Raw genomic sequence first — 26,572 nt, forward strand, 5'->3', positions numbered from 1 at the left:
TGTGGCGCCGCCATCGAGGGCGGCGGCGCCACGGCTCTGTCGTCAGGCGTCGAACTGGCAGCTTGGCGTCGAACGCGAGAGCGCCATCTCCTCGGCATCCATCTCGGTCTCGATGCCGTCGAACAGCGGCGTCGACATATAGCGCTCGCCGGTGTCGGGCAGCATGCACAGGATCACCGAGCCGGCGGGAGCCGTGCCCGCGATCTGGCGCGCCACGGCAAAGGTGGCGCCTCCGGAAATGCCGGTGAAGATGCCCTCCTGCTGCGCCAGCGCCTTCGCCCATTTGATGCCTTCCGGACCGGGGATCGGCACCACCTGGTCATAGAAGCGCTTGTCGATCGCTTCCTGCAGCACATTGGGGATGAAGTCCGGCGTCCAGCCCTGGATCGGATGCGGCTCAAAGGCCGGATGACTGGCGTCCGGCGCCCCGCCGGCGCCGCGCTGCTGCGCCTTGCCGCTGCCGACCAGCTGGGCGTTGGCGGGCTCGGCGAGCACTATTTTGACATCCGGCCGCTCCCGGCGGAGCACCCGGCCGACGCCGGTCACCGTGCCGCCGGTGCCGTAGCCGGTCACCAGATAGTCGAGCCGCGAGCCTGCAAAGTCGTTGATGATCTCGCGCGCCGTGGTCGCCTCGTGGATGGCGGCGTTGGCTTCGGTCTCGAACTGGCGGGCGAGGAACCAGCCATTGGCCTCGGCCAGCTCGGCCGCCTTCTTGTACATGCCGAAGCCCTTCTGGGCACGCGGCGTCAGCACCACCTTGGCGCCCAGCATGCGCATCAGCTTGCGGCGTTCGACGGAAAAGCTGTCGGCCATCGTCACCACCAGCGGGTAGCCCTTTTGCGCGCAGACCATGGCGAGCCCGATGCCGGTGTTGCCGCTGGTCGCCTCGACCACGGTCTGGCCCGGCTTCAGCGCGCCGCTGCGCTCGCCTTCCTCGATGATGTTGAGCGCCAGGCGGTCCTTGACCGATGCGGCCGGATTGAAGAATTCGGCCTTCGCATAGATCGTCGCATGGCCCGGGCCGAGATTGTTGATGCGGATGACCGGCGTATCGCCGACCGTGTCGAGAATGCTGTCGAACAACCGGCCGCGCCCGGCCGTGGTTCTGATCTTCAACTGCTTCAACATGTCTGGTCTCCTCTTGGTCCTCACGATCCGGTTACAAACCGGAGGGCTTGGCGGCGAGGTTTCGAGACCTTGCCGCGTTAGGTTGCTCGACGTGCCTTCATTTCGGCAACGGCTGCATCCGGCCGGAATGTCCGCTGCCGGTGCGCCTTGTCGGGTTTGGTGATAGAACATGGAGCAACTGGTCAGCGTGGGAGCGAGCGTGGAAACGCACGTGGAATCCGCCCGAGCGAGCCTGGAAAGCACTGCCGCCGGCCTTTCCGTGCGGCTGCTCGGACAGCTGGCTATTTCGCGCGACGACATGCCGGTGGCGCTGCCGGCGTCGCGCAAGCTGCGTGCATTGCTTGCCTATCTGGCGCTTGCGCCGCACCCGGTCGGACGCAGCCGCCTGTGCGAGCTTTTGTGGGATGTGCCGAACGATCCGCGCGGCGAGCTACGCTGGTGCCTCAGCAAGCTGCGCGGCGCGCTCGACGAGCCGGGCCGGCGCCGGATCGAGACCGAAGGCGACACCGTCGCGCTTCGTCTTGCCGGACTTGGCATCGATGCCGTGGAAGCCGCCGCCGCGGTCGCCGAAGGCATCGAGAGCCTCGGCCTCGAGCGGCTGCGGACGCTTTCCCACCTTTTCACCGGCGATTTCCTCGACGGGCTGGAACTCGACCGCAGCCCCCATTTCAACAGCTGGCTGACGGCGCAGCGCCGTCGTTTCAGGTCATGCCATGTCGCCATACTGGAGCATCTGATCGGGCTGCTTCCGGTCGAATGCGACGAGGCAGGCGCCTATATCGACAAATGGCTGGAACTCGCCCCTTTCGACAGCCGCGCTCATCTTGCGCTGCTGGAAAACAGCGCGCGGCGTGGCCAGATCGGCGCGTGCGAGGAGCATCTGGCTGCCGCCGCGCGGCTATTCGAGTCGGAGGAGCTGGATTTCGCCCCCCTGCGCGAGGCATGGCAGGAAATAAGATCCAGTCAGTCCAGCGCGACGCCACCCGTGCGATCCGTGCCGGCGTTTGCAGTGCCCCAGGCACCGGTCGCTCCGGCCGAGCCCGAGACATCCGCGACACGCCGCGCCTCGCTCGCAGTCATGCCGTTCGTCGAGCACGCCGGCACCGCGGATTTTCGTGGTGGGCTGGCCGACGGCTTGACCCATGACATCATCACCCGGCTGGCCAAGCTCAGGGATTTCTTCGTCATCGCCCGCGGCTCGGTTTTCGCGCTGGCGGAGAAGGACATCTCGCCCGAGGATGCCGGGCGCAGGCTGAATGTCGACTACGTCGCGACCGGCTCCGTCCGCAGCCTGTCGGGCAGGGTCATCGTCGCCGTCGAACTGGTCGAGGTGCGCACCGCACGCATTGTCTGGGCCGAGACGTTCGAGCACCGGCCGGACGATATCTTTGTCGTGCTGGACGATATCGGCAACAGCATCGTGTCCTCCATCGCGGCGGAGGTCACCACGGTCGAGCGCAACCGGGCGATGCTGAAGGCGCCCAATTCGCTAAACGCCTGGGAGGCCTACCATCGCGGCCTCTGGCACATGTACCGCTTCACCCGGACCGAAAACGAGCTGGCCCACCAGTTCTTCGACATGGCGCTGAAGCAGGACCCGACCTTTGCCCGCGCCTATGCCGGCCTCTCCTTCACCCACTGGCAGAACGCCTTCCAGCGCTGGGGCGACCGCGACCACGAAGCTGCGCTTGCCTTCGAAACCGCCGGACAAAGTCTTCTGGTCGACGAACACAATCCGGCGGCGCATTGGGCCATGGGCCGGGCGCTGTGGCTGCGCGGCGAGCGCGACGGCTCGCTGCTCGAACTGGAAAGGGCCGTCGACCTCAGCCCGAATTTCGCGCTCGGCCACTACGCGCTGTCGTTTGTGCACTCCCAGTCGGGTGATCCGCGCTCAGCGATCGGCTCGTCCGATCATTCGCGCCATCTCAGCCCCTTCGACCCGCTGCTGTTCGGCATGATGGGCGCCCGCGCCATGGCCCATGCCCGCCTTGGAGAGTTCGCCGAGGCCTCGGAATGGGCGCTGAAGGCGGCGGCCCGCCCCAACGCCCACATCATCATCCTGGCGATCGCCGCGCATTGCCTGGCGCTGGCCGGCCGGCAGGACGAGGCGCGCACTTTCGCCGCCGCCATCCGCAAGACCCTGCCGGACTATCGTGCCGACGACTTCATCGCCACCTTCCGTTTCGACCGGGACGCCGAAGCCATGTTCCGGCACGGCGCCAGGCGCATCGGCCTGAATTGATCTTCTGAAATCCGGCCCGCGCGGCGCCGCCACGGCCTACCGCAACAGCGGCCCGCCCGCCTTCCGCCACGCGTCGATGCCGCCCTGGATATGGCGGGCGTTGGCGATGCCGACGTCCTGTGCCGCTTGCACCGCCATCGCCGAGCGTTCGCCGAAGGCGCAGTAGAACAAAAGCTGCTTGCTGGTCGATCGAGCCAACTCATTGAGCATGCCGCCGGCGGCGATGTTCTCCTGCAGCCTGGGATAGGGCAGATGGATGGCGCCCGGGATGACGCCATGCCGCTCCCGCTCGGCGCTCTCGCGCAGATCGATCAAAGCCACGTCCGGCCTGCCGACAATCGCCAGCGCCTCGTCCGCCGTGACAGACCAGCCGCGCCCGGCGATCTCGTCCTGATGCAGCCCGACCTTCATGTTGGCCGGCACGGCGACGTCCATCATCTTCGGGTTGGCGAGCTTGAGGTTGTTCATGATCTCGACATACTCGTCCACCGACTTCACCTGCAGGCGCGGGTTGAAGGCTTTCTCCTCGGCGATGGTCGAGACCGTCTCGCCCTTGTAGTCATGCGCCGGGAAGATCAGCGTCTCGTCGGGAAGCTTGAGCAGGCGGCCGAAGATCGATTCGTACTGCTGGCGCGGATCGCCGTTCTGGAAGTCGGTGCGGCCGGTGCCGCGGATCAGCAGCGTGTCGCCGGTGAACACCCGGTCCGGCAGGATGAAGCTGTAGGAATCGTCGGTATGCCCGGGCGTATAGATGACGTCGAGCGCCAGCCCCTCGATGGCCAGCTTGTCGCCGTCGGCGAGCCGCATCGACACCACGTCGGCCTTGGTCTGCTCGCCCATCACCGTGACGCAATGCGTCCGGTCGCGCAGCGCGCCGAGGCCGGTGATGTGATCGGCGTGCAGATGCGTGTCCACCGCCTTGACCAGCTTGAGGTCGAGCTCGTTGACGAGCTGCAGATAGCGCTCGACCTTCTCCAGCACCGGATCGATGATCAGCGCCTCTCCGCCCCGGCGGCTGGCCAGCAGGTAGGAGTAGGTCCCCGATACGGAATCGAAGAGCTGTCGGAAAATCATCCCTGCACCTCCCGTCCGCGGCGCGATCCGCCGCCGCAGGGATCATACTAGGGCACGGTGGCGGTGCCTGCCAGCCGTACCAAGGTGCGGCCTCGCACCTTGGGTCGCGCCTGCAATCTCGAACCCGCGGCTATCGCCGCAGCACGGCGCTCAGCACGTCGCGGATGCCGATCGCGCCGACGAAGCGCGACTGCTCGTCGAACAGCGCCACCGGCGCCGTTTGCGAGCGGTGCATGGCCAGCATCACCGTCTTCAGCGACGTGCCAGGTGTCGCCCAGAAGACCTGCGACGTCTCCTCCGGCTGCCGCTCGACATCGGCACAGGAGACCCACACCGCAGGCTTGCCGTCGCGCTCGGCGGCCGACACCAGCCCGTGATCGTCGATCTTGAAGCGCGTCGTCTTGCGCCGGTCGAGCCACACCCAGCCGTCCTCGCCGTGGTCGAGGTCGCGGCGGTCGCGCATGACGTTCCAGGCGGTCAGCACCGACAGCGGATTCACGTTGGCGATGAAGTCGCGGACATAGTCGTTGGCAGGCCGGAGCACGATGTCTTCCGGCGCGCCGGTCTGCACGATGCGCCCGCCTTCCATGATGGTGATGTGGCTGCCGATCTTCAGCGCCTCCTCGAGGTCGTGGCTGACGAAGATGATGGTCTTCTTCAGCTCCGCCTGCAGCTGCAGCAACTCGTCCTGCAGCTTGGTGCGGATCAGCGGATCGAGCGCCGAGAACGGCTCGTCCATCAACAGGATCGGTGCCTCGGTGGCGAAGGCCCGCGCCAGGCCGACGCGCTGCTGCATGCCGCCGGAGAGCTCATGCGCGTATTTCTTCGACCATTGGTCGAGATGGACGAGCTCGAGCTGCTTCTTCACGCGCGCCTTGCGTTCGGCTTCCGGCACGCCGGCAAGCTCGAGGCCGAAGCCGACATTCTCTTCCACCGTGCGCCAGGGCAAGAGGCCGAATTGCTGGAACACCATCGCCACTTGCTTCTGGCGCAGGCGCCTGAGTGTCGCCTCGTCGCAGGTGACGACATCGACCGTGCGGTCGCCGTCCTTGACCAGAACCTGGCCGCGCGAGACTACGTTGAGCCGGTTGACGGCTCTGAGCAGGGTCGACTTGCCGGAGCCCGACAGGCCCATCAGCACGGAAATCTCGCCCTCGTGCACGGTCAGGCTGGCGCCCGCGCAGCCCAGCACATTGCCGGTCTTCTCGAGGATCTCCGCGCGGCTCGCGCCGCTGTCGATCAACGCCAGTGAACCGGCCTGATCGGCGCCGAAGACGATGTCGACATCCTTGAAATCAACGGCGACGGTCATTTCTTGCCTCCAACGCCGATACGCGTCATCCGGTCGAGCACGATGGCCAGCACGACGATGGCGAGGCCGGCTTCAAGCCCGAGATCGATGCGGCGCGAGCCGAGCGCGCGGTTGATTTCCGTGCCGAGGCCGCCGGCGCCGATCAGCGCGGCGAACACCACCATGGACAGCGACAGCATGATCGACTGCGTCAGCCCCGCCATGATGGCGGGCAGCGCCGAGGGCAGCTCGACCTTCCACAGAAGCTGGCTCTTGGTGGCGCCGAACGCCTCGCCGGCCTCGATGATCGCCTTTGGCACCGAGACGACGCCGAGATGGGTGAGCCGCACCGCGGTCGGGATGACGAAGATAATTGTGACGATGAGGCCTGGCGCATTGCCGAGTCCGAACAGGGTCAGCACAGGGATCAGGTAGACGAAGGTCGGCAGCGTCTGCATCAGGTCCAGCACCGGCAGCATGATGCGGTAGACCTTCGGCTTGTGCGCGGCCCAGATGCCGAGCGGCACGCCGATGGCCATCGCCATGGCGGCGGCCGCAACCACCAGCACCAGCGTCTGCACCGTCTGCTTCCACAGGTTCTGGTTGATGATGAAGATGAGGCCGATGAAGACGGCGATGGCCAGCGGCCGCGAGCGCTGCAGGAACCAGGCGATGACGGCGATGACCAGTGCCAGCAGCACCGGAGGCACCACCAGCAAGATGTCGACCAGACCGTCAAGCAGGAAATTGAGGCCGTTGGAGAAGGCCCTGAAGATGGTGTCGAAATTGTCGGTGAGAAAGCCGAAGAAGGCCTTCCCCCAGGGTCCTATGGGGATCTTGTAGGCGACCAGGAATTTCGAAATCGGATCCATCTTGCCCCTCTCTGGCTGCGCCGTCCTTGCCGGACAGTCATCTTGTCACAGGATATGAAAAAGGGCAGCCTTTTCCATGGTGGCTGCCCTTGCTCCGGTCATGCCGGATTCATGGTCGGCTCAGCCTCCGAGCGCGGTCTTGACTGCCGCGGCGGCATCGCCGCCGTCGAAGGTGGTGACGCCGGCGATCCAGGGCGCGACGGCGTCCGGATGCTTCTTCAGCCAGTCGGTCGCGACCGTGTTGGCATCGCCGCCCTTGAGGATCGCGTCCATCATCTCGCCTTCCATGTCCAGGTTGAACTTCAGGTTGGCGATGAACTTGCCGGCATTCGGGCATTCGGTGGTGTAGCCCTTGCGCACGTTGGTGAAGACGGTGGCGGCGCCGAAGCCGCTGTCGCCCATGCCGTCGAGATAGGTGATCTTCATGGCGCCCATCACCGGATGCGGCGTCCAGCCGAGGAAAGCGATCCACTCATTGCTCTTCATCGACTGCTCGGCCTGCGTCAGCATGCCGGCCTCCGAGGATTCGACCAGCTCGAAGCCTTCGAGATTGTCCTTCGGGTTCTTGATCATGTCGAGGATGATGCGGTTGCCGTCATTGCCGGCCTCGATGCCATAGATCTTGCCGTTGAACTTGTCCTTGAACTTGCCGAGGTCGGTCAGCGTCTTGACGCCGGCGTCCGCCACATAGGTCGGCACGACGATGCCGTAGCCGGCACCGGTCAGGTTGGTGCTGATCGTCTCGACCGAGCCGTCGGCGGTGTAGTCCTTGATGTCGTTGGTCATCGACGGCATCCAGTTGCCTAGGAAGACGTCGAGGTCCTTGTTCTTCAGCGAGGCCATGGTGACCGGGACCGACAGCTGGATCACCTGCGGCTCGTAGCCGAGCGCGGTGAGCAGCACCGAGGCGACGCCGGTCGTGGCCTGGATGTCGGTCCAGCCGACATCGGAGAGGCGCACCGCCTTGCAGCTTTCGGGGTCGCCGGCGAAAGCAGCGCTGGTGGACAGGAAGGCCGCCAGGCCGAGCCCGGCGACGAAGGAATTCATGCGCGACATAGATATTCTCCCATTGCGATTCTTTTTGGCGCGGCGAAGTTACGGTTTGTGTCCCCGCCTTGTTTCGTCAGCCAAACACCATTCTGGAGCGGTTTCAAGCACTAAGACAATCACGATCAACGGCGCGCACTGGCCGATCAGCGACACGGCTGCCGCTTTTTTGATGGCCGGCAGCTTTTTCAGGGGAATGCGCCGACGCCCCCTCCCCGCCCCGCCGCAACTCGGCATAAGGTGTGCCGAGATTCAGGTCAGGGTCCGTGAGCACCGGAAGCGCAGGAAGCCGCCGTTTGCAGGCCGGCATCACCTGAAACTCGACACACCTCAAGGGCGGCATGGCCAAGCTTTACTTCAGCTACGCGACGATGAATGCCGGCAAGACGACGATGCTGCTGCAGGCGTCCTACAATTATCATGAGCGCGGCATGACCACGATGCTGTTCGTCGCCGGCCACTATCGCAAGGGCGACAGCGGGCAGATCTCGTCGCGCATTGGCCTCGAGGCAGAGGCCGAGATGTTCCGCGACGGCGATGACCTCTACGCACGGGTCGCCGAGCACCACGAGCACACCACGGTGCACTGCATTTTCGTCGACGAGGCGCAGTTCCTCGAGGAGGAACAGGTCTGGCAACTGGCCCGGATCGCCGACCGGCTGAACATACCGGTCATGTGCTACGGCCTGCGCACCGATTTCCAGGGCAAGCTGTTTTCCGGCTCGCGCGCCCTGCTGGCGATTGCCGACGATCTGCGCGAGGTGCGCACCATCTGCCGCTGCGGTCGCAAGGCGACAATGGTCGTGCGGCTGGGTCCCGACGGCAAGGTGGCGAGGCAGGGCGAGCAGGTGGCGATCGGCAAGGACGTCTATGTCTCGCTTTGCCGGCGCCACTGGGAAGAGGAGATGGGCCGCGCCGCGCCCGACGATTTCATCGGCTTCACCAAGGCCTGACCGGGACGCGGACCGCATCGCCGCCGGGCGTGACCGGATGAGGGCTCCTTCCGCAATCCCGCCATCATGTGCGGCGTTTGTTAAGGCATGGGCCCTATCCAGGTGCCCTCAGCCGGGAGTCCCGCCATGCTTCGAGCCCTTTCGTCCGCCGTTATCCTTTTCTTCGTCGGCATCGCCGCCGCCCATGCCGATGGCGACGCGGCCCTTGGCAAGAAGGTCTTCAACCGCTGCATGGCCTGCCATGACGCGACGACCGATCACGACAAGGTCGGACCGCACCTTCTGGGCGTCGTCGGCCGCACCGCCGGCACGGCCGCGAATTTCAACTATTCGCAGGCCATGAAGGACGCCGGCGCCGCCGGCCTGGTCTGGGACGAGGCAAACCTGTCCTTGTACCTGCGCGCGCCCAAGCTGAAGGTCCCCGGCAACAAAATGGCCTTCAGCGGACTGACGAAGGACGCCGACATCGCCAATGTCATTGCCTATCTCAAGGCCGACCCCAAGCCCTGAGCTGCCGCGGCTGCGATTTGCCCGGCAGGCGCCGGTTCACCGGCAATTGTTCGCCGAATATCCAGACGATGCGTCGGCGGGAAGCGAAATGCATCGCCCGCGGCCCGGCGGCGCGACAGTCGAATTGCAAGAGAAATGCGCCGGCGGACGGCTAGTCAGGCCATGCGCATGGCTCGTTTGTCTTTCAAGGGAGAAACGAAACCTTTTGTTTTCGCAGCACCTCTTGTCTTGCGTCTTTCAATCCCCGGATGCTCCACATATATTCGCGCCGACACGAAACCGATGCCGATGCGGGAGGCCCCTATGGCGACATTGCAGAATTTCGATGCCGAAATTGCCAAGACCAAGCAGGTCGTCCAGGACATGCGCTCGAAGATCGAGCAGTCCGGCACCGTGCTCGACACGCTCGCCCAGGCCGACAAGAAGATCGGCGATGCCAATTTCGACATCGAGAACGCCCGCATCGAGGATGTGCTGAAACAGCAGAAGATCATGGAAGGCAACATCGCCGACCTGATCATCGGCCTCGAAGACGCCACCAACGTCTTCGGCGCCGAATTCGAGAGCATGAAGAACTACACCGGCTGGGAAAACTTCGTCGGCGTCTTCTCAGCGCAGCGCAAGCAGCGCATGCGCACCGACCGCGTGCGCAACATGTCGCTGGCCGGCAACCTGCAGGAGCTGCTGGCCAAGTCCGACACCATCGTCGGCATCCTGAAAGCGCAGAAGGAAGTGCTCGACCAGCGCTACAAGACCTCGGAAAGCAGCCTGTCGCAGGTCATCGAGCGCCGCAAGACGACGATGTCCAACCTCGAAGCGGTGCAGAAGCGCATCGAGGAGCTCAATCCGATGCTGCTCGACATCGAAAACAAGATCGCCGCCTCGACAAGCCAGAAGGAGCGCACGCAGCTCGAGGGCGAGCGCTCGAAAATGGCCACGGAATACAACGAGAAGCAGGCCAAGGAGCAGGAATTGCTGGCCGAGAGCCAGACGCTCGAGCGCTACACCTCGATGTTCCAGACCTTCGTCGATTCGCTCAACAACCAGATCGCCGCGCAGTCGACGCTGATCAACAAGCTGACCATCGACACCGAGCAGCGCATCGTCCTGTACAAGGCGCTGGAGGATTCGCTGAAGACCGCCGCGCAGCAGGACGTCGCCCACAAGATCAACACGCTGGGCAGCCAGGTCGACAACACCGCGGAGGAGACCATGGCCGGCATCGGCGCCGCCTCGCAGAAGCACATCGGCGACCTGCTCGAAATGCACGAGAAGAACATGGTGGCCTCGGCCGACATCCAGCGCCGCAAGAAGCTCGCCGACGATGCCTTCGCCCGCCGCTTCGACGAGGTGATGAAGAAGCACAATTCCGCCAACTACGTGCAGCAGTGATTGGCGGCTGGCGTTCGTCTCCAAGGCAGTCCCATGACTCCCGAAAATGAAGCGGCGGCGCGCTATTTTTCCGCCATCACGGCGGCGCTGAGCGGGCTGGAAGTGTTCATGCGCGACGATCGCTCGCCGCTCTACCGGCACGGCATCGTCGCCAAGATCGTCGCCGAATACATTGCGCGGCTGGACAAGTCGTTTTCCTGCTGGCGCAACCGCCTCGGCTTCATGGACACGTTCCGCATCTCGCGCGCCGACAGCGGCTATCCGGTGTTCCAGAACCTGCTCGAACTGGAGAACGACCGTCGCCAGGCGGAGAGCCGGCTGGCCAACATCCCGCAGGCCGGCGAGCTGCGCGAGGAGATGGCCGACTTCATCCTGCGCCACAAGGAATTCCCCGAGGCGCTGCAGAAGTCGATGGCCGAGCGGCTCTACCTGGAGGACGTCAGGAGCGAGCAGACCTTCGGCCCGTTCACGCTGGCGCAGACGGCGAAAGTCTCGGTCAATCCGAAGACCTTTCGGCCCTACTACCTTGTGCACTGGGCCTGCTTCGACGGCAGCGCCAACCTGCCGCTGATCTATATGGTGACGGTCGAGGACTCTTCCGAAAGCATGGTGCGCCAGCTCGTCGACAGCAACGGCAAGCTCAATGAGAGGGTCGACATCCCGCTGCCGGTCGACGGCCTGCTCAATCCCGAGCTTGCCCATCGTTTCGACGATTTCACCGAGAAGAATTCCGCCTACACGCTGTCGCCGGCAACGATCGCGATCAATCTCGACAAGGATTTCGAGCCGCTGCACCCAAAGCAGCTCCGCCGCGTCGTGCTCGGCCCGTTCTATTCGGCGGGCATCACCGACAACAATTCGACAGTGACCGAGGTTCTGGCCAAGGTGCGCAAGCCGGAAAACGCCTGGCTGCTCACCTGGACCATCCAGGAGGTCTTTTCCAAATCCGAGAAGCCCGGCCGCAAGGGCCTGTTTTCGAGCGAGAAGACGACGCAGGAATTCTTCATCAACACCGACGATCTGGAGGCCGCGCGCCAGGGCGTGTCGAGCTACGAGAACCATGCGCTGATCCCGCACGAGGCCTATCAGGCGCTCTACGCCGCCGGCGAGGCGCAGAAGATCTTTTCCGGCTACAAGGTCCACATCCTGTCCAACGGACAGGTCATCTCAGACGTCTGACCGTCACACCACGGAGCATCCTTCATGGACACCGGCCTGACCACGATTTCGGAAGCCGCGATCGAAAAGCACCGCGCCACGGCGCAGAGCTTCATCACCCGCATTGTCGTGCTGGAGGATCCGGCGCGCGAATCCGGCACGGCGCTAGCCGGCACCAATCGCCGCTTCGTCTCGACCGTCTCGGTCGGTTCGGTGCGCCGCACGCGCGAGGTCGAGCTGTCGAAGACGGTCGCCGCCGTCCATCCCGACGACCAGCTGCTGACCATTCCGCAGCACACGCTTCTGTACCGCGCCCGCCGCGGCCTGGCGATCGCGCTCGCCATTTCCGATGTCTTCGCCGAGGGCTCGGACCTGGAAAGCCTGCAGGCCAAAAACGCCCGCGCGCCGCTCGAGGGCGACGAGGCGGCGACCTTCAAGAAGCTTCTGTCGGCCTCGGCCTACATCTCCGCCTTCAGCCTCGCCTCGTACCTCTTCCAGCTGATCGACAGCGACGGCGAGGCGCCCAACGACATCGCCGAGCCCGACTTCCTGTTCGACACCCAGCAGGACGCGGTGAAGTCGATCATCGCCGGCCTCGACAAGGCAATTGCCGGGTCGAAGGACGATGCGGACCTGATGACGCACGCGCGCGCCTTCGCCCGCGTCGCCATCGACGGGCTGCTGGCGCGAAAAGGCCGCTTCGACGGCATCGGGCCATTCGAGAATGCCCATATCCGCATCGATGTCGACGATTTCACGCTCGACGGCTTCGACGTCGCGCCCGGCAAGCGCTCGAAGCCGCTGGTGATGACCTTCAAGAAGCCGGAAGAGGTCGTCGGCAACCACATCGCCAAATACCAGTCGGTCAAGCTCGCCAAGATGCTGATGGCCTATGATTTCGAGCGCGAGCTGAACCCGTTCGTCGAGCTTGGCGGCTTCCTGTTCACCTTCATCGGCGATGGCGCGCCGGGCACCGGCAAGACGACGCTGATCCAGATGATCGCCGGCCTCGTCAACGACTACTGCCAGGTCGCCGGCTATCCCTTCGCCTACGAGAATTTCGGCGTCGACCAGATCTCGTCCTACCAGGGCAAGTCCGGCCAGAACTGCCGCCAGTTCATCAACAACGTGCTCAATCCGCGCGTCATCGGCTTCGGCACCATCGACGACATCGACCAGGTGGCGGCACGGCGCTCCGACGATCGCGCCTCGGCCGGCCAGCAGGAGATCACCGGCGTCCTGATGGACGCCTTTGCCGGCGCCGGCACGGTGGTGCGCGGCAACTGTGCCTTCGGCATGTTTTCAAACTATCCCGAGAATGTCGATGACGCGCTGCGCCAGCGCGCCGGCGCCCGCTGGCTGGTCGACGGGCCGCAGTCCCGCGACGACTATATCGACATCTTCGTCCTGCTCGCCGGCAAGAACCACAAGATCCCGCTCGGCGACCACAAGCTCTATGCCGCGCAGGAAATCCAGCGCGCCGTGGCGGAAGCCTACGAGGAGCATGAAAAGCCGCAGGAAGACGGGCTGATCAAGGTCTACGAGCGCTACATGAAGGACAACGGCGCGCCCAAGTCGATGACCGATATCGGCACCTACCTGCACATGATCAAGGATGCCGAGCCGCGCTTCACCGGCCGCGCCATCAAGAACGTCACCGACGCCATCAAGATGCGCGCCATGGACATCGAGCTGCCCGACGAGTGGTTCGAGAAGCCGGAAGCCTTCATGCACAAGAGCTACGACGACAAGAAGGCGATGATCGAGGAACTGCGCGGACCGTTCTCGATGGACATGGTCATGCAGGAGATCAACCGCTACGCCGACTCGGAATTCCGCTATTCCGACAAGTCCGACGACGCCGCCGTGACCAAGATGATCCGCGACACCAGGCTGCGCGACCGCGCCGTGCGCGAAATCGAGGAGATGAAGAAGAAGGGGCTATGGAATGCATGATCTTCCTTCTCCCCGTTCACGGGGAGAAGGTGCCCGAAGGGCGGATGAGGGGCAGCGCCATGCGTGGAGGAAATGAGTCGAAGGTCACGAGAGCCCGTGAGCTACGGAGGGTTGAGAACGATGCCGAGGACAGATTGTGGCATGAACTGCGCGGACGGCGATTGAACGGCCACAAGTTTGTTCGCCAACTACCGATTGGGCCCTTTTTCGCAGACTTCGCCTGTCGTGAAGCTAATCTGGTCGTGGAAGTCGACGGCAGCCAGCACGCGGGTCGGTCTCGGGATCGATACAGAGATGAAACGATGAATGGAAATGGTTGGTCGGTATTGAGGGTTTGGCACGCGGATGTTTTGAACAGCCGCGCGAGCGTGCTTGATACGATCATCGCAGCCCTTGATGGCCGGCTGGATCGCAAAGTGATTGGTGTCGATGTGAGATTTCTGCCGGCCGCCACGTCGGAGCAAAGATGATGAGCGCCTGCGCCGCCCCTCATCCGCCCTTCGGGCACCTTCTCCCCGTGAACGGGGAGAAGGCATAAATGACCCGTCCCGCCAAGAAACCCGACCTTCTGCGCGACAATGAGCTGATCTACGGCAGGCTGCTGACCGTCGACGAGCCGCATCTCATCCAGCGTTACAACAAGGCGCTCGTCGCCTTTGGCCTCAATCCCACCAAGCTGAGCAGCTTCCAGATCGACCGCACCGGCTTCTCTCCCGAGGTCGCCGACGAATGCGGCGACTACGACTATCTCGATCCCAACGAGGTCAACCGCCGCTTCATCGTCCTGACGCCGTCGCAGATCGACCTGCCGGTGGTCCACACCGCCTTCTCAAACACCTCGCAGCTGATGTTCGAGTTCATGTCCAAGAACCAGCGCGCCATCGACGCGCTGACCATCAAGGACGTCATCTACGGCGAGATCGAGGACTCGGTGCCCAAGGTGGACGACATCGAGGACCTGCTGTCGATCAATCAGGTCGAGTTCAGGGTGCTGTCGGCAGAGGATGTGCTCGGCAAGGCCGCCGAGCTCGGCAAGCTGGTCGACAGGTTGAAGCAGGAGCCCGACGCCTGGCGCGACAACGCCATGCTGGAGCGCATGGTCGAGCTGGCCAAGGTCTGCGGCGACATCCGCGAGAACGCGCTGGTGCCCGACCAGGTGATCTTCCGCCACAACGCCTACTGGACCAGCCATTTCGGCGGCCTCTACGTCTTCGTCGATCCCGACATGACCACCGTCATCAGCGATCCGGCCGCGCCCGGTTTCCGCCGCTCGCGGCCGTGGCAGGTGAGCTATCTGTCGATCAAGGACGCCGACAAGGTGTTCAAATTCCTCGCCGCGACCGGCCGCATAGAGCTGCCGCGCGCCTCCTGGATCGAAGCCTCCGGCTATCTCGAGCATCGCGCCGAAATGGTGGTGCGGGCGCTGATCCGCGACACCGAGCCGAACCGCAATCTGACCGACGTCGACAAGGTCTGGCTGCAGACCTGGATCCATGGCCATACCGACCTGATCACCAGGGACGGCAATTTCCCCTTCCTCAACGCCGCCAAGCGCGAGATCGCCCAGTATGGCCATCTCAAGATCGAGGAAGTGTTCCCGCAGCAGCGCTTCCTGGTGATCCGCGCCAAGCCCGACCATCCCGATGCCTGGCTGACCAACCAGCTGATCTCCGACTTCGTGCCGCAGGACTTCGTCTCGCGCTACGTCTTCAACAAGCCCGGCTTCTACAGGGACTATGACGGCTTCAGCGACGCCTGGCGCTCGCATGTTGTGGACGTTCTGAAAACCACATATTTGAAAGACAAGGCGGCGTTCCGCACGCGCCTTTACGGCTTGACTGATTGAGGGGTGACGAGAGCCATGCTTGACCCGATTGTGAGTTTCTTCACCCAGATCTTCCAGTGGATCGGCCGCGGCATCGGTCTTCTCGTCGGCGTCGTCCTGTGGCCGTTCATGTGGGCCGGCCGCTGGTATGGGCAGCGCGGCTGGATCCTGAAGGCGGTGGTTGGGCTGACCTTGCTGGTGCTCATCGGCCTCTACGCCAATTTCTTCTACGCCACCCAGTGGTGGAACAATTTCAACCCGAACTATCCCGACACCTACACGTTCGAGAAGCGCAACGTGTCGGCCGGCGAGCAGGTCTCGGCCGGCGCCGGCACCGATACGGCCAAGACCTGCGGCAATTCGGCGATCGCCCAGGTGGCGGCCGATCTGACCGACTTCAACGTCAACCAGAATGCCTGGATCTCGTCGATGATCCTCTACAAGCTCGGCCTGTTCGGCATCGACTGGGACCATACGCCGTGGATGGACAACAAGGCTTCCTTCCAGCGCGGCATCAACCAGGCGGTTCGGCGCACGGCGACGGAGCTTGCCGACAATCTCGGCCGCGTGCGCACGACCTCGCAGATCGACGCCGACCTCCAGGATGCGCGCGGCAATCTGCAGTTCGACGAGGAGACCTGGTATTTCGGCCTCAATCCGTTCGGTCCGAAGACGCCGACCCCGAGCTACTATCGCGACGCCGTGCGCAAGCTGCGCTCGTTCAACGCAAGGCTGGCCAGCTGCCAGGCGACGTTCGACGCCCGCGCCGACAATCTCAAGCAATATATCGACCGCATCTCGTCCGACATCGGCTCGACCTCGGCAATCCTCAAGGAGCGCGCCGAGAACCACAATGACGGCTGGTTCGATTTCCGCGCCGACGACCGCTTCTGGTTCGCCTACGGCCAGCTCTATGGCTATTACGGCCTGATGAAGGCCGCCCAGGCCGACTTCGAGGACGTCATCAAGGAAAAGCACCTGCAGAACCTGTGGGACACGATGGATTCGCAATTCGTCTCGGCGCTGCGCATCCAGCCCTTCATCATCGCCAACGGCCGCGAGGACGGCTGGCTGCTGCCGACCCACCTGACCACGATGGGTTTCTACGTGCTGAGGGTGCGCTCCAACATGGTCGAGATCAGCAACGTGCTGACGCAGTAGCGGCATCCCCCCGCCAAGGGCGCTTGCGGATTTGCGCCGTCGACCCTGTCGCATTCGGTGCATTGCGCGGCTGTTTTGAGACGGCGGCGCGGCATCCGCTCTGGCTTCTATACGGCGCAACGACCGGGCTCGAGATAGCCGACCCAAAGCGGCCCGGCAGCAGGAACACTCTTTCTTCGCAGGAAACATAGTTGCATGAAAGTTGACGCCGCGGCAGCGACAGGGTTAGAACATGCCCTCACGCCCGCACGGCGTCTCGAACATGCACAAATGATCAAACCCGTCCCCTCCACCGACCAATCCAGAGGAAAGCCGTCATGGCCGAAGTGAAGTCCGACATCGAGATCGCGCGCGCCGCCAGGAAGAAACAGATCCAGGAGATCGGGGCCAAGATCGGCATTCCGACCGAGCATCTCTTGCCCTACGGCCATGACAAGGCCAAGGTCTCGGCCGAGTTCATCAAGTCGGTGAAAGGCAACAAGGACGGCAAGCTGATCCTCGTCACCGCCATCAACCCGACGCCTGCCGGCGAAGGCAAGACGACGACGACGGTCGGTCTCGGCGACGGTCTCAACCGCATCGGCAAGAAGGCGATCGTCTGCATCCGCGAAGCCTCGCTCGGCCCGAACTTCGGCGTCAAGGGCGGTGCGGCCGGCGGCGGCTACGCGCAGGTCGTGCCGATGGAGGATATGAACCTCCACTTCACCGGCGACTTCCACGCCATCACCACCGCGCACAATCTGCTCTCGGCGCTGATCGACAACCACATCTACTGGGGCAACGAACTCGGCATCGACACCCGCCGCGTCGCCTGGCGCCGCGTCATGGACATGAACGACCGGGCGCTGCGCGAGATCATCTGCTCGCTCGGCGGCGTCGCCAACGGCTATCCGCGCGAAGGCGGCTTCGACATCACCGTCGCCTCGGAAGTGATGGCGATCCTGTGCCTTGCCACCGACCTCAAGGACCTCGAGAAGCGCCTCGGCGACATCATCGTCGCCTACCGCCGCGACAAGTCGCCGGTCTATGCCCGCGACCTCAAGGCCGACGGCGCCATGGCGGTGCTGTTGAAGGACGCCATGCAGCCCAACCTGGTGCAGACGCTCGAGAACAACCCGGCCTTCGTCCATGGCGGTCCGTTCGCCAACATCGCCCATGGCTGCAACTCGGTCGTCGCCACCACGACGGCGCTGAAGCTCGCCGACTATGTCGTCACCGAAGCCGGCTTCGGCGCCGACCTCGGCGCCGAGAAATTCTTCGACATCAAATGCCGCAAGGCCGGCCTCAAGCCGGCGGCCGCAGTCATCGTCGCCACCGTGCGCGCCATGAAGATGAATGGCGGCGTCAAAAAGGAAGACCTCGGCAAGGAGAACATCGAGGCGGTTAAGAAGGGCTGCCTCAACCTCGGCCGCCACATCGAGAACGTGAAGCAGTTCGGCGTGCCGGCGGTGGTGGCGATCAACCACTTCACTACCGACACCGAGACCGAAATCCAGGCGATGAAGGACTTCGTCAAGGCGCAGGGCGCCGAGGCGATCCTGTGCAAGCACTGGGCGCAAGGCTCCGCCGGCATCGAGGATCTGGCAAAAAAGGTCGTCGAGATCGCCGAATCCGGTGCCTCGCAGTTCTCGCCGCTCTATCCCGACGAGATGCCGCTGTTCGAGAAGGTCAACACCATCGTCAAGCGCATCTACCGCGGCGACGAGGCGATCGCCGACAAGTCGATCCGCGACCAGCTGCACGCCTGGGAGCAGGCCGGCTACGGCAACCTGCCGGTCTGCATGGCCAAGACCCAGTATTCGTTCTCGACCGATCCGAACCTGCGCGGCGCGCCGACCGGCCACACCGTGCCGGTGCGCGAGGTCCGGCTCTCGGCCGGCGCCGGCTTCGTCGTCATCATCTGCGGCGAGGTCATGACCATGCCCGGCCTGCCCAAGGCGCCCTCCTCCGAAAAGATCTTCCTCAACGAGGTCGGCCAGATCGAAGGCCTGTTCTAGGCTTCCTTTCGGCTGCGAAAACAAAGGGCGCCGCTTTCGCGGCGCCCTTTTCATTTGCGGATTTGAGCGCGGCTAGGCTGCATTGCGCGCCAGTGCGCGCTGGTTGGAGGCAAAGATCGTGTCGCGCTCCGGCAAGGCGCCGGTCCTCAGGCAGTCGATCCATTCAGCGGTCTTGAGCACCGCCGCGAAGCGCGACTGCAGGATGATGGTGACCACGCGGTGGATGTCCTCGGCCGAGGCATAGCCGGCGCTGTTGGCGTATGGCACCGAGCCGCTGGCGTCGGAAAGGAACTCGACCGCAAAGCCCATATGCACGGCATGGATGATGGTCGACAGGTCGCAATTGTGCGTCATGTAGCCGACGACCGCGATCGTATCGATGGCATTGGCGCGCAGCCACGCCTCGAGATCGGTGCCGGTGAAGGCTGAGGGCAGCGTCTTCTCGACATAATGGTCGCGACTTCGCCCGGCGATCTCGGGATGCAGCTCGCCGCCATGGCTTCCCTTGGCGAAGATCGGCGAGGTCTCCGGCGCCATCTGCTTGATGACCACTACCTTGACGCCCGCTTCCGACGCCGCGTCCATGGCGCGCGCCACATTGACGACGCTGTCGCCGAACGGCGGATGCTGGATGGCGAGGTTGCCGCCATCATAGTCGTTCTGGACGTCGACGACGACGAGGGCGCGGCGCGGCTGGGCGGTATTGGCTGGTGCGGACATGGCGATCTCCTTTCGATCGGGTTGATGGGCACAAGCTAGGCCCGGCGCCAACGCGGCAAAAGTGTCCCGATTGACATCGTGCGAAAGAATTGGGACAATCTTGCCTGTTTCTCCCGGAGCTCCCATGGCCGACCCGATCGTCACCGTCATCGCCTTCGACGGCATCAGCCCCTTCCACCTCTCCGTGCCTTGCCTGGTGTTCGGCACCGACCGCACCAGGCTCGGCCTGCCGCGCTTCGATTTCCGCGTCTGCGCTATGGAGGAGGGACCGATCCACACCGACGCCGGGCTGACCATCGCCGTCCCGCATGGGCTTGCGGCACTCGACGATGCCGACATTGTCATCATTCCAAGCTGGAAAGACCTCGAAGACCCGCTTCCGGCGACGCTGACCGAGGCGCTCGGCCGCGCCCACCGGCGCGGCGCGCTGATCGTGGGGCTGTGCCTCGGCACGTTCGCAATCGCCGCCGCGGGACTGCTCGGCGGACGCAAGGCGGCGACGCACTGGGCCTATACCGACAGGCTGCAGGCGCTCCATCCCGACATCGCCGTCGACGCCGACGTGCTCTACGTCGACGACGGCGACATCGTAACCTCGGCCGGCGTCGCCGCCGGGCTCGACTGCTGTCTGCATATCGTGCGCGCCCGCTACGGCGCGGAAGTGGCGTTGCGGCTTGCCCGGCATGTCGTGCTGTCACCACACCGGCAAGGCGGTCAGGCGCAATTCATCGAGCGCCCGCTGGCGCCGACCCCGACCGCCGACCGGTTCGCGCAGGCCCTCGACAAGGTGCGGGCGACGCTCGGCGAGGCGCACAGCCTCGACAGCGTCGCCGAGGCGGCCGGCCTCACCCGCCGCACCTTCACGCGCCGCTTCCAGAAGTCGATCGGCACCAGCTTCGGCGACTGGCTGGCCGACCAGCGGATCGCGCTCGCGCAGAGGCTGCTGGAGGCGACGGAGAAATCGATGGATACGGTGGCCTTCGAAGCCGGCTTCGGCAGCGCCACCTCGCTGCGCCAGCATTTTTCCGCGCGGCTCAAGACCTCGCCGATGCAATATCGGCGCGAGTTCTCCAGGAGTGCCGGTGCCAAAAGGCCGACACACGCCGCAATGTTTTGACCCGAACCGGCAAGCCGCTCAACGCTGCCTGACCGGACGCGCCGGATTGCCGACCACCGTGGTGTTCGCTGCGACGTCGCGGGTAACCACGGCGCCTGCGCCGACGATCGCGCCCTCGCCGATGTTGACGCCGCCGAGGATGATGGTGCTGCCGCCGATCCAGGCATCGGCGCCGATCGTCACCGGTTTGGCGATCTCCAGGCCCGCCTGCCTTCCTGCAGCCTCCCGGTGATGCTCGGCGCAGTAGATCTGCACATTGGGCCCAAGCAGCGTTCGCTTGCCGATGCGTACCGGCGCCGTATCGAGGACCGTGCAGCCGGCATTGAGGAAGACACCATCTCCGAGAAAGAGGTTGAACCCGTAGGCGCAGTGGAACTGCCCCTCGATGCGCGCCCCCTCGCCCGCGTTTCCCAACAATGACCGTAAGGCCGGGCCGATGTCGCCGCGCTGCCGGGGCGGCAGGCCGTTGTGCTCGAACACCGCATCGCGCGCGGCAACGCGCAGCGCTTCCAGTTCCTGATCGAGGCAAGTGTACCACTCGCCCGCCGCCATCTTCATGCGCTCACTTGTCGTCATGGCCGCGTCTCCATCGAATTACTGCCAAAGCACAATCCTTTGCTGGGCGAAAGCCTGCTGGCCAAATGTCCGGCCTATGCTAGCTTGCTCGCGCCGGACTGCGAGGTCCTGACATCGAGGGGGTCAATCATGCTTTATCTGCTTGCATTGCTGATCGGGGTCGTTGCCGGGCTCCGCGCCGGAACGGCACTTGCCGTCACCGCCTGGGGCGCCTGGCTCGGCTGGCTGCCGGTCGCCGGCACCTGGGCGAGTTTCATGGGGCACTGGATGGCCGTCAGCATCTCCACCATCCTGGGGGTCGCCGAGCTGATCACCGACCAGCTGCCGTCGACGCCGAGCCGCAAGGTGCCGCAGCAGTTCGGCGCCCGCGTCATCATCGGCGCCTTTTGCGGCGCCGTGCTCGGCGCGACCGGCGGCGCCACCATCGGCGGCCTGATTGCCGGCGCCATCGGCGCCGTGATCGGCACGCTTGGCGGCGCCGAGTTCCGCGGCCGGCTGGCGGCAGCTTTCGGCAAGGACCCGCCCGCTGCCTTCGTCGAGGACGCCGTCGCGATCATCGGCGGCCTGCTGATCGTGGCGGCCGTGGCATGACGGCAAAAGCCTTCGACGCCATCATCATCGGCGCCGGCCAGGCCGGCACGCCGCTCGCCGGCCGGCTGAACGCGGCCGGCATGAGCGTGGCGCTGGTCGAGCGCAAGCTCGTCGGCGGCACCTGCGTCAACACCGGCTGCATCCCGACCAAGACGATGGTGGCGAGCGCCTACGCCGCCCATCTCGCCCGCCGCGCCGCCGACTTTGGCGTGACCTTATCCGGCCCGGTGGGCGTCGACTACAAAGCGATCAAGGCGCGCAAGGACAAGGTGTCGGGCGCTTCCCGCACGGGGCTGGAAACCTGGATCGCAGGCATGGAGAAATGCACGCTCTACCGCGGCCATGCGCGTTTCGAGTCCGCCAACACCGTGCGCGTCGGCGACGAGCTGCTGACCGCGCCGAAGATCTTCCTCAACACCGGCGGCCGCGCCGCCGTTCCCGACCTGCCCGGCGTCGAGGAGGTGCCTTACCTCACCAATTCCTCGATGATGGATCTCGACGTGCTGCCCCGCCATCTCGTCGTCGTCGGCGGCAGCTACATCTCGCTCGAATTCGCGCAGATGTTCCGCCGCTTCGGCTCCGAGGTGACGGTGATCGAAAAGAGCCCGCGGCTGACCGGCCGCGAGGACGAGGACGTCTCGGCTGCCATCCTGTCGATCCTCCAGAACGAAGGCATCACGGTGCATCTCGGCGCCGAAGACATCAGTTTTGCCAAGCAGGGCAGCGATGTCGCCGTCACCTTCGCCGCCGGCAAGCCGCCGGCCGTCGGTTCGCATGTGCTGCTGGCGCTCGGCCGCAACCCCAACACCGACGATCTCGGCCTCGACAAGGCCGGCGTCGAGGTCGACAGGCGCGGCTTCGTCGTCGTCGACGACCAGTTGCGGACCAGCGTGCCCGGCATCTGGGCGATGGGCGACTGCAACGGCAAGGGCGCCTTCACCCACACCTCCTACAACGACTTCGAGATCGTCGCCGCCAACCTGCTCGACAACGATCCGCGCAAGGTCAGCGACCGCATCGAGGCCTATGCGCTCTACATCGATCCGCCGCTCGGCCGCTGCGGTATGACCGAGGCCGCGGTGAGGAAATCCGGCCGCCGCGCGCTGGTCGGCCAGCGGCCGATGACCCGCGTCGGCCGCGCCGTGGAAAAAGGCGAGACGCAGGGCTTCATGAAGATCCTGGCCGACGCCGACACCGGCGAGATCCTCGGCTGCTCGGTGCTTGGTCCAGGCGGCGACGAGGTGATCCACTCGGTGCTCGACCTGATGTATGCCAAGGCGCCGATATCGACGCTGGCGCGTGCCATGCACATCCACCCCAACGTCTCCGAGCTTCTGCCGACCATAGCCCAGGAGCTGAAGCCGCTGGCCTAGTGTCGCCATCGGCGTGGTTTGCGCCCATAGCGCCTCGGCCTGGACCAATCGACAGCGCAATCGCAAAAGTGCATGGGTTCGCCTCTTTCCCGGAGGCCTCCATGCACAGATCGATCGAACGCATCGCCGGCGACAGCGAGGGCGTTTCCTACGAATTCCCGGTCCTCCGCTTCGAGGGGACGGACAAGGCGGCGCCTTCGGCCTATCTGCAGGCGGCACTCCATGCCGGCGAGCTGCCGGGCGTGGTCGCCATCGACGCGCTGATGCCGATGCTCGCCAGGGCCGAAGCCGAGGGCCGCATCAGGGGCGCCATCACCATCGTGCCCTGGGCCAACCCGATCGGCCGCGCGCAGTACCATTTCGGCGAGCATCAGGGCCGCTTCCATCTCGGCACGCGCACCAATTTCAACCGCGGCTTCCCGCTGCTTGCCGCGCCCGACACCGCGCTTTTGCCCGATACGACTCTTGCCACACCCGACCAGCGGCTGAAGTCGCGACTGCTGCAACTCTCGCTCGGCCATGACATCGTGCTCGACCTGCATTGCGACGACGAGGGCATGCCTTACCTCTACATCCACACCAGCCTGTGGCCGGCGATGGCCGATTGCGCCGCGGCCATGGGCGTCGATGCGGTGCTGTTGTGGAACGAGGACACTGACGGCACCTTCGAGGGCGCCTCGATCATGCCCTATCAGAACGTTCCGGCCGAAGTCGCGCGTTTTGACCGGCGGGTCGCCACCACGGTCGAGTATCGCGGCATACTCGACGTCGACGGCGAATTGGCCGCTGCCGATGCCGAGGGGCTCTATCGGCTGCTTGTCGCGCGCGGCGTTGTCGCCGATCCCGCCTTGGCCACGCCCGGCGCCTTCACCGGCACTGTGGCGCCGCTGGAAAACATCGACATGATGCCGGCGCCGAAGGGTGGCGCGGTCGTTTATGACGTGAAGCCCGGCGACCGCGTCGCCAAGGGAGCGCGGCTCGCCAAAATCGTCCACGCCCCGGGCGAAACGGGCGGCAGCACGGAAGTGTTCGCGCCCCAGGCCGGCCTCATCCTGACCAGGCGTTCGCGGCGCATCATCCGCGCCGGCGAAGACCTCCTGAAGCTGGTCGGCGACAAAAGGAGCGACGACGCAAGGTCGGGAACGCTGGAGGACTGAGAGAGGCAGGCCCTTTACCAGCTTCGTGGAATCCAGTTGCGCGGCCGTCCATTCGCCGCTATGGGAATCCCATGAACATGCGCTCGAACAAGACTGTTTGGTGGTGGGCTCGCTGACAGCGGCCTGTTCGAACGCGTGCGCGTGAATAGAGAGGGTGGCCGCAACGGAATGTCCGGGCGGCCATTTGTTTTTTAAGCCATTCCCGGGTCCGTTGCCCAAAACGCTGATGGAGACGGCAATGACGACAAAAGTTCTGGACAACGGGGCCGAGCGCTTCGTCACCGCCGGCGGCGTGACGATAACGCGCGAGCGCCACGACCGGCCCTATGACGGGGCGATCGACGCCTATGTCGATGGCCTCAATTCGCGGCGCGGCGCGGTGTTCTCCTCGAATTACGAATATCCGGGCCGCTACACGCGCTGGGACACCGCCATCATCGACCCGCCGCTGGTGATCTCGGCGCGCGGCCGCGCCATGCGCATCGAGGCGCTGAACGGCCGTGGCGAGGCGCTGCTGCCGGTGATCGGCAAGACGCTCGCGGGATTAAGCGAGGTAACGATCGCCGAGTCCACGAGGAAGCTCATTCGCCTCGATGTGGCAAAGCCCGGCCGTGTCTTCACCGAGGAAGAGCGCAGCCGCGTGCCTTCGGTGTTCACGGTGCTGCGCGCCATCACCGCCCTGTTCAAGACCGAGGAAGACGCCAATCTCGGGCTTTATGGCGCCTTCGGCTACGACCTCGCCTTCCAGTTCGACCCGGTCGACTACAAGCTCGAGCGCAAGGACAGCCAGCGCGACCTGGTGCTGTTCCTGCCCGATGAGATCCTGGTCGTCGACCATTATTCGACCAAGGCCTGGACCGACCGCTACGACTATTCCGGCGAGGGATTTTCGACCGAAGGCCTGGCCCGCGACGCCGCCGTCGAGCCGTTCAGGACCGCCGACCGCATCCCGCCGCGCGGCGATCACGAGCCCGGCGAATACGCCAATCTGGTGCGCCGGGCGATGGAGAGCTTCAAGCGCGGCGATCTGTTCGAGGTGGTGCCCGGCCAGATGTTCTACGAGCGCTGCGAGACCGAGCCCTCCGAGATCTCCCGTAAGCTGAAATCGATCAACCCGTCGCCCTATTCCTTCTTCATCAATCTCGGCGAGGGCGAATATCTGATCGGCGCCTCGCCGGAGATGTTCGTGCGCGTCAATGGCCGCCGCGTCGAGACCTGCCCGATCTCGGGCACGATCAAGCGCGGCGACGACGCCATTTCGGACTCCGAGCAGATCCTGAAGCTGCTCAACTCCAAGAAGGATGAGTCCGAGCTCACCATGTGCTCGGACGTCGACCGCAACGACAAATCTCGCGTCTGCGATCCGGGCTCGGTGCGTGTCATCGGCCGCCGCCAGATCGAGATGTATTCGCGCCTGATCCACACCGTCGACCATATCGAGGGGCGGCTGCGCGAGGGCATGGATGCCTTCGACGCCTTCCTGTCGCACGCCTGGGCGGTCACCGTCACCGGCGCGCCGAAGCTCTGGGCCATGCGCTTCATCGAACAGAACGAGAAGAGCCCGCGCGCCTGGTATGGCGGGGCGATCGGCATGGTCAACTTCAACGGCGACATGAACACCGGGCTGACGCTGCGCACCATCCGCATCAAGGACGGCATCGCCGAGGTGCGCGCCGGCGCCACGCTGCTCTTCGACAGCATTCCCGAGGAAGAAGAAGCCGAAACCGAACTGAAGGCATCCGCCATGCTCTCCGCCATCCGCGACGCCAAGACCGGCAATGCGGCCGGTGCCGAACGCGCCACCGCGCACGTCGGCGACGGCGTCAACATCCTGCTGGTCGACCACGAGGACTCCTTCGTCCATACGCTCGCCAACTACTTCCGCCAGACCGGCGCCAATGTCTCCACCGTGCGCACGCCGGTGCCGGAAGAGGTTTTCGAACGGCTGAAGCCCGACCTCGTCGTGCTGTCGCCCGGACCCGGCACGCCGAAGGATTTCGACTGTGCCGCCACGATCAAGAAGGCGCGCGCCCGCGACCTGCCGATCTTCGGCGTCTGCCTCGGACTGCAGGCGCTGGCCGAGGCCTATGGCGGCGAACTCAGGCAGTTGCACATTCCGATGCACGGCAAGCCGTCGCGCATCCGCGTCTCCAAGCCGGGCATCATCTTCTCCGGCCTGCCCAAGGAAGTGACCGTCGGCCGCTACCACTCGATCTTCGCCGATCCGGTGCGCCTGCCCGACGATTTCCTGGTCACCGCCGAGACCGAGGATGGCGTCATCATGGCCTTCGAGCACCGCAAGGAGCCGATCGCCGCCGTGCAGTTCCATCCGGAATCGATCATGACGCTCGGCCACAATGCCGGCATGCGCATCATCGAGAACATCGTTGCGCATCTGCCGCGCAAGGCCAAGGAAAAGGCAGCCTAGCAGC

At 64.8% G+C, this 26,572-nt stretch carries 22 protein-coding genes; 15 read left to right on the plus strand and 7 right to left on the minus strand.

What is annotated here, in order from left to right; translation table 11 throughout:
- Positions 1-42 precede the first annotated feature (42 nt).
- Positions 43-1,128 carry a PLP-dependent cysteine synthase family protein gene (locus PU724_RS01860; protein ID WP_354419367.1) on the minus strand — a complete coding sequence of 362 codons (1,086 nt, stop codon included), beginning with the start codon at positions 1,126-1,128 and terminating at the stop codon, positions 43-45.
- Positions 1,129-1,297: 169 nt separating this feature from the next.
- Here PU724_RS01860 and PU724_RS01865 point away from each other — a divergent pair, with 169 nt between their 5' ends.
- Positions 1,298-3,370: a transcriptional regulator gene (locus tag PU724_RS01865; protein WP_354419369.1), complete on the plus strand. Its 2,073-nt coding sequence runs from the start codon at positions 1,298-1,300 to the stop codon at positions 3,368-3,370.
- Between the two features lie 36 nt (positions 3,371-3,406).
- Here PU724_RS01865 and PU724_RS01870 read toward each other — a convergent pair whose 3' ends face one another.
- The 4 genes from PU724_RS01870 to PU724_RS01885 all read right to left on the minus strand — a co-directional run bounded on the left by PU724_RS01870 (position 3,407) and on the right by PU724_RS01885 (position 7,663).
- Positions 3,407-4,444, minus strand: a complete 1,038-nt coding sequence (locus PU724_RS01870; RefSeq protein ID WP_127286314.1) for an MBL fold metallo-hydrolase — start codon at positions 4,442-4,444, stop codon at positions 3,407-3,409.
- 130 nt (positions 4,445-4,574) lie between these two features.
- Positions 4,575-5,756, minus strand: coding sequence for a choline ABC transporter ATP-binding protein (gene choV, locus PU724_RS01875; RefSeq protein ID WP_127286315.1), 1,182 nt, complete (start codon positions 5,754-5,756; stop codon positions 4,575-4,577).
- Positions 5,753-6,607: a choline ABC transporter permease subunit gene (gene choW, locus PU724_RS01880; protein ID WP_354419372.1), complete on the minus strand. Its 855-nt coding sequence runs from the start codon at positions 6,605-6,607 to the stop codon at positions 5,753-5,755. Before choW ends, choV begins: the two co-directional genes overlap by 4 nt.
- Before the next feature lie 120 nt (positions 6,608-6,727).
- Positions 6,728-7,663, minus strand: coding sequence for a choline ABC transporter substrate-binding protein (locus PU724_RS01885; protein WP_127286369.1), 936 nt, complete (start codon positions 7,661-7,663; stop codon positions 6,728-6,730).
- A 332-nt stretch (positions 7,664-7,995) separates the two neighbouring features.
- Between PU724_RS01885 and PU724_RS01890 the strand changes: the two genes are divergently transcribed.
- The 9 genes from PU724_RS01890 to PU724_RS01930 all read left to right on the plus strand — a co-directional run bounded on the left by PU724_RS01890 (position 7,996) and on the right by PU724_RS01930 (position 18,606).
- On the plus strand, positions 7,996-8,607 hold the full coding sequence (locus PU724_RS01890) for a thymidine kinase (RefSeq protein ID WP_354419374.1): 612 nt from the start codon (positions 7,996-7,998) through the stop codon (positions 8,605-8,607).
- 126 nt (positions 8,608-8,733) lie between these two features.
- A complete protein-coding gene (locus tag PU724_RS01895) occupies positions 8,734-9,117 on the plus strand; it encodes a c-type cytochrome (protein WP_354419376.1) in 384 nt (127 codons plus the stop codon).
- 303 nt (positions 9,118-9,420) lie between these two features.
- Complete coding sequence (locus PU724_RS01900) at positions 9,421-10,509, plus strand: hypothetical protein (protein WP_127286365.1); 1,089 nt, start codon at positions 9,421-9,423, stop codon at positions 10,507-10,509.
- 33 nt (positions 10,510-10,542) lie between these two features.
- On the plus strand, positions 10,543-11,688 hold the full coding sequence (locus tag PU724_RS01905) for a hypothetical protein (protein ID WP_354419379.1): 1,146 nt from the start codon (positions 10,543-10,545) through the stop codon (positions 11,686-11,688).
- 24 nt (positions 11,689-11,712) lie between these two features.
- A complete protein-coding gene (locus tag PU724_RS01910; RefSeq protein WP_354419381.1) occupies positions 11,713-13,623 on the plus strand; it encodes an AAA family ATPase in 1,911 nt (636 codons plus the stop codon).
- Positions 13,624-13,682: 59 nt separating this feature from the next.
- On the plus strand, positions 13,683-14,093 hold the full coding sequence (locus tag PU724_RS01915; RefSeq protein ID WP_354420148.1) for an endonuclease domain-containing protein: 411 nt from the start codon (positions 13,683-13,685) through the stop codon (positions 14,091-14,093).
- Between the two features lie 68 nt (positions 14,094-14,161).
- A complete protein-coding gene (locus tag PU724_RS01920; RefSeq protein WP_354419383.1) occupies positions 14,162-15,469 on the plus strand; it encodes a DUF6638 family protein in 1,308 nt (435 codons plus the stop codon).
- A gap of 15 nt (positions 15,470-15,484) precedes the next feature.
- Entirely contained in the window at positions 15,485-16,609 is a 1,125-nt protein-coding gene (locus tag PU724_RS01925) for a DUF2333 family protein (protein WP_320319483.1), read from the plus strand.
- A 317-nt stretch (positions 16,610-16,926) separates the two neighbouring features.
- The gene (locus tag PU724_RS01930; RefSeq protein WP_127391204.1) at positions 16,927-18,606 is read left to right on the plus strand and encodes a formate--tetrahydrofolate ligase; all 1,680 of its coding nucleotides are present in this window, start codon (positions 16,927-16,929) and stop codon (positions 18,604-18,606) included.
- A gap of 72 nt (positions 18,607-18,678) precedes the next feature.
- Here PU724_RS01930 and PU724_RS01935 read toward each other — a convergent pair whose 3' ends face one another.
- Positions 18,679-19,326, minus strand: a complete 648-nt coding sequence (locus PU724_RS01935) for a cysteine hydrolase family protein (RefSeq protein ID WP_354419385.1) — start codon at positions 19,324-19,326, stop codon at positions 18,679-18,681.
- 124 nt (positions 19,327-19,450) lie between these two features.
- Here PU724_RS01935 and PU724_RS01940 point away from each other — a divergent pair, with 124 nt between their 5' ends.
- Positions 19,451-20,443: a helix-turn-helix domain-containing protein gene (locus tag PU724_RS01940; protein ID WP_127285349.1), complete on the plus strand. Its 993-nt coding sequence runs from the start codon at positions 19,451-19,453 to the stop codon at positions 20,441-20,443.
- Positions 20,444-20,461: 18 nt separating this feature from the next.
- Here PU724_RS01940 and PU724_RS01945 read toward each other — a convergent pair whose 3' ends face one another.
- Complete coding sequence (locus PU724_RS01945) at positions 20,462-21,019, minus strand: sugar O-acetyltransferase (RefSeq protein ID WP_354419387.1); 558 nt, start codon at positions 21,017-21,019, stop codon at positions 20,462-20,464.
- 129 nt (positions 21,020-21,148) lie between these two features.
- Here PU724_RS01945 and PU724_RS01950 point away from each other — a divergent pair, with 129 nt between their 5' ends.
- From PU724_RS01950 to PU724_RS01965, 4 genes are all read left to right on the plus strand, one after another.
- Complete coding sequence (locus PU724_RS01950) at positions 21,149-21,610, plus strand: DUF4126 domain-containing protein (RefSeq protein ID WP_354419388.1); 462 nt, start codon at positions 21,149-21,151, stop codon at positions 21,608-21,610.
- Entirely contained in the window at positions 21,607-22,983 is a 1,377-nt protein-coding gene (locus tag PU724_RS01955; RefSeq protein WP_354419389.1) for an FAD-containing oxidoreductase, read from the plus strand. Before PU724_RS01950 ends, PU724_RS01955 begins: the two co-directional genes overlap by 4 nt.
- Positions 22,984-23,084: 101 nt before the next feature.
- Complete coding sequence (locus PU724_RS01960) at positions 23,085-24,140, plus strand: M14 family metallopeptidase (protein ID WP_354419390.1); 1,056 nt, start codon at positions 23,085-23,087, stop codon at positions 24,138-24,140.
- 238 nt (positions 24,141-24,378) lie between these two features.
- Entirely contained in the window at positions 24,379-26,568 is a 2,190-nt protein-coding gene (locus PU724_RS01965) for an anthranilate synthase (RefSeq protein WP_127309608.1), read from the plus strand.
- The last annotated feature ends 4 nt before the right edge of the window (positions 26,569-26,572 follow it).

The sequence above is a fragment of the Mesorhizobium abyssinicae genome (assembly GCF_049887195.1).
Classification (GTDB): Bacteria; Pseudomonadota; Alphaproteobacteria; order Rhizobiales; family Rhizobiaceae; genus Mesorhizobium; species Mesorhizobium abyssinicae.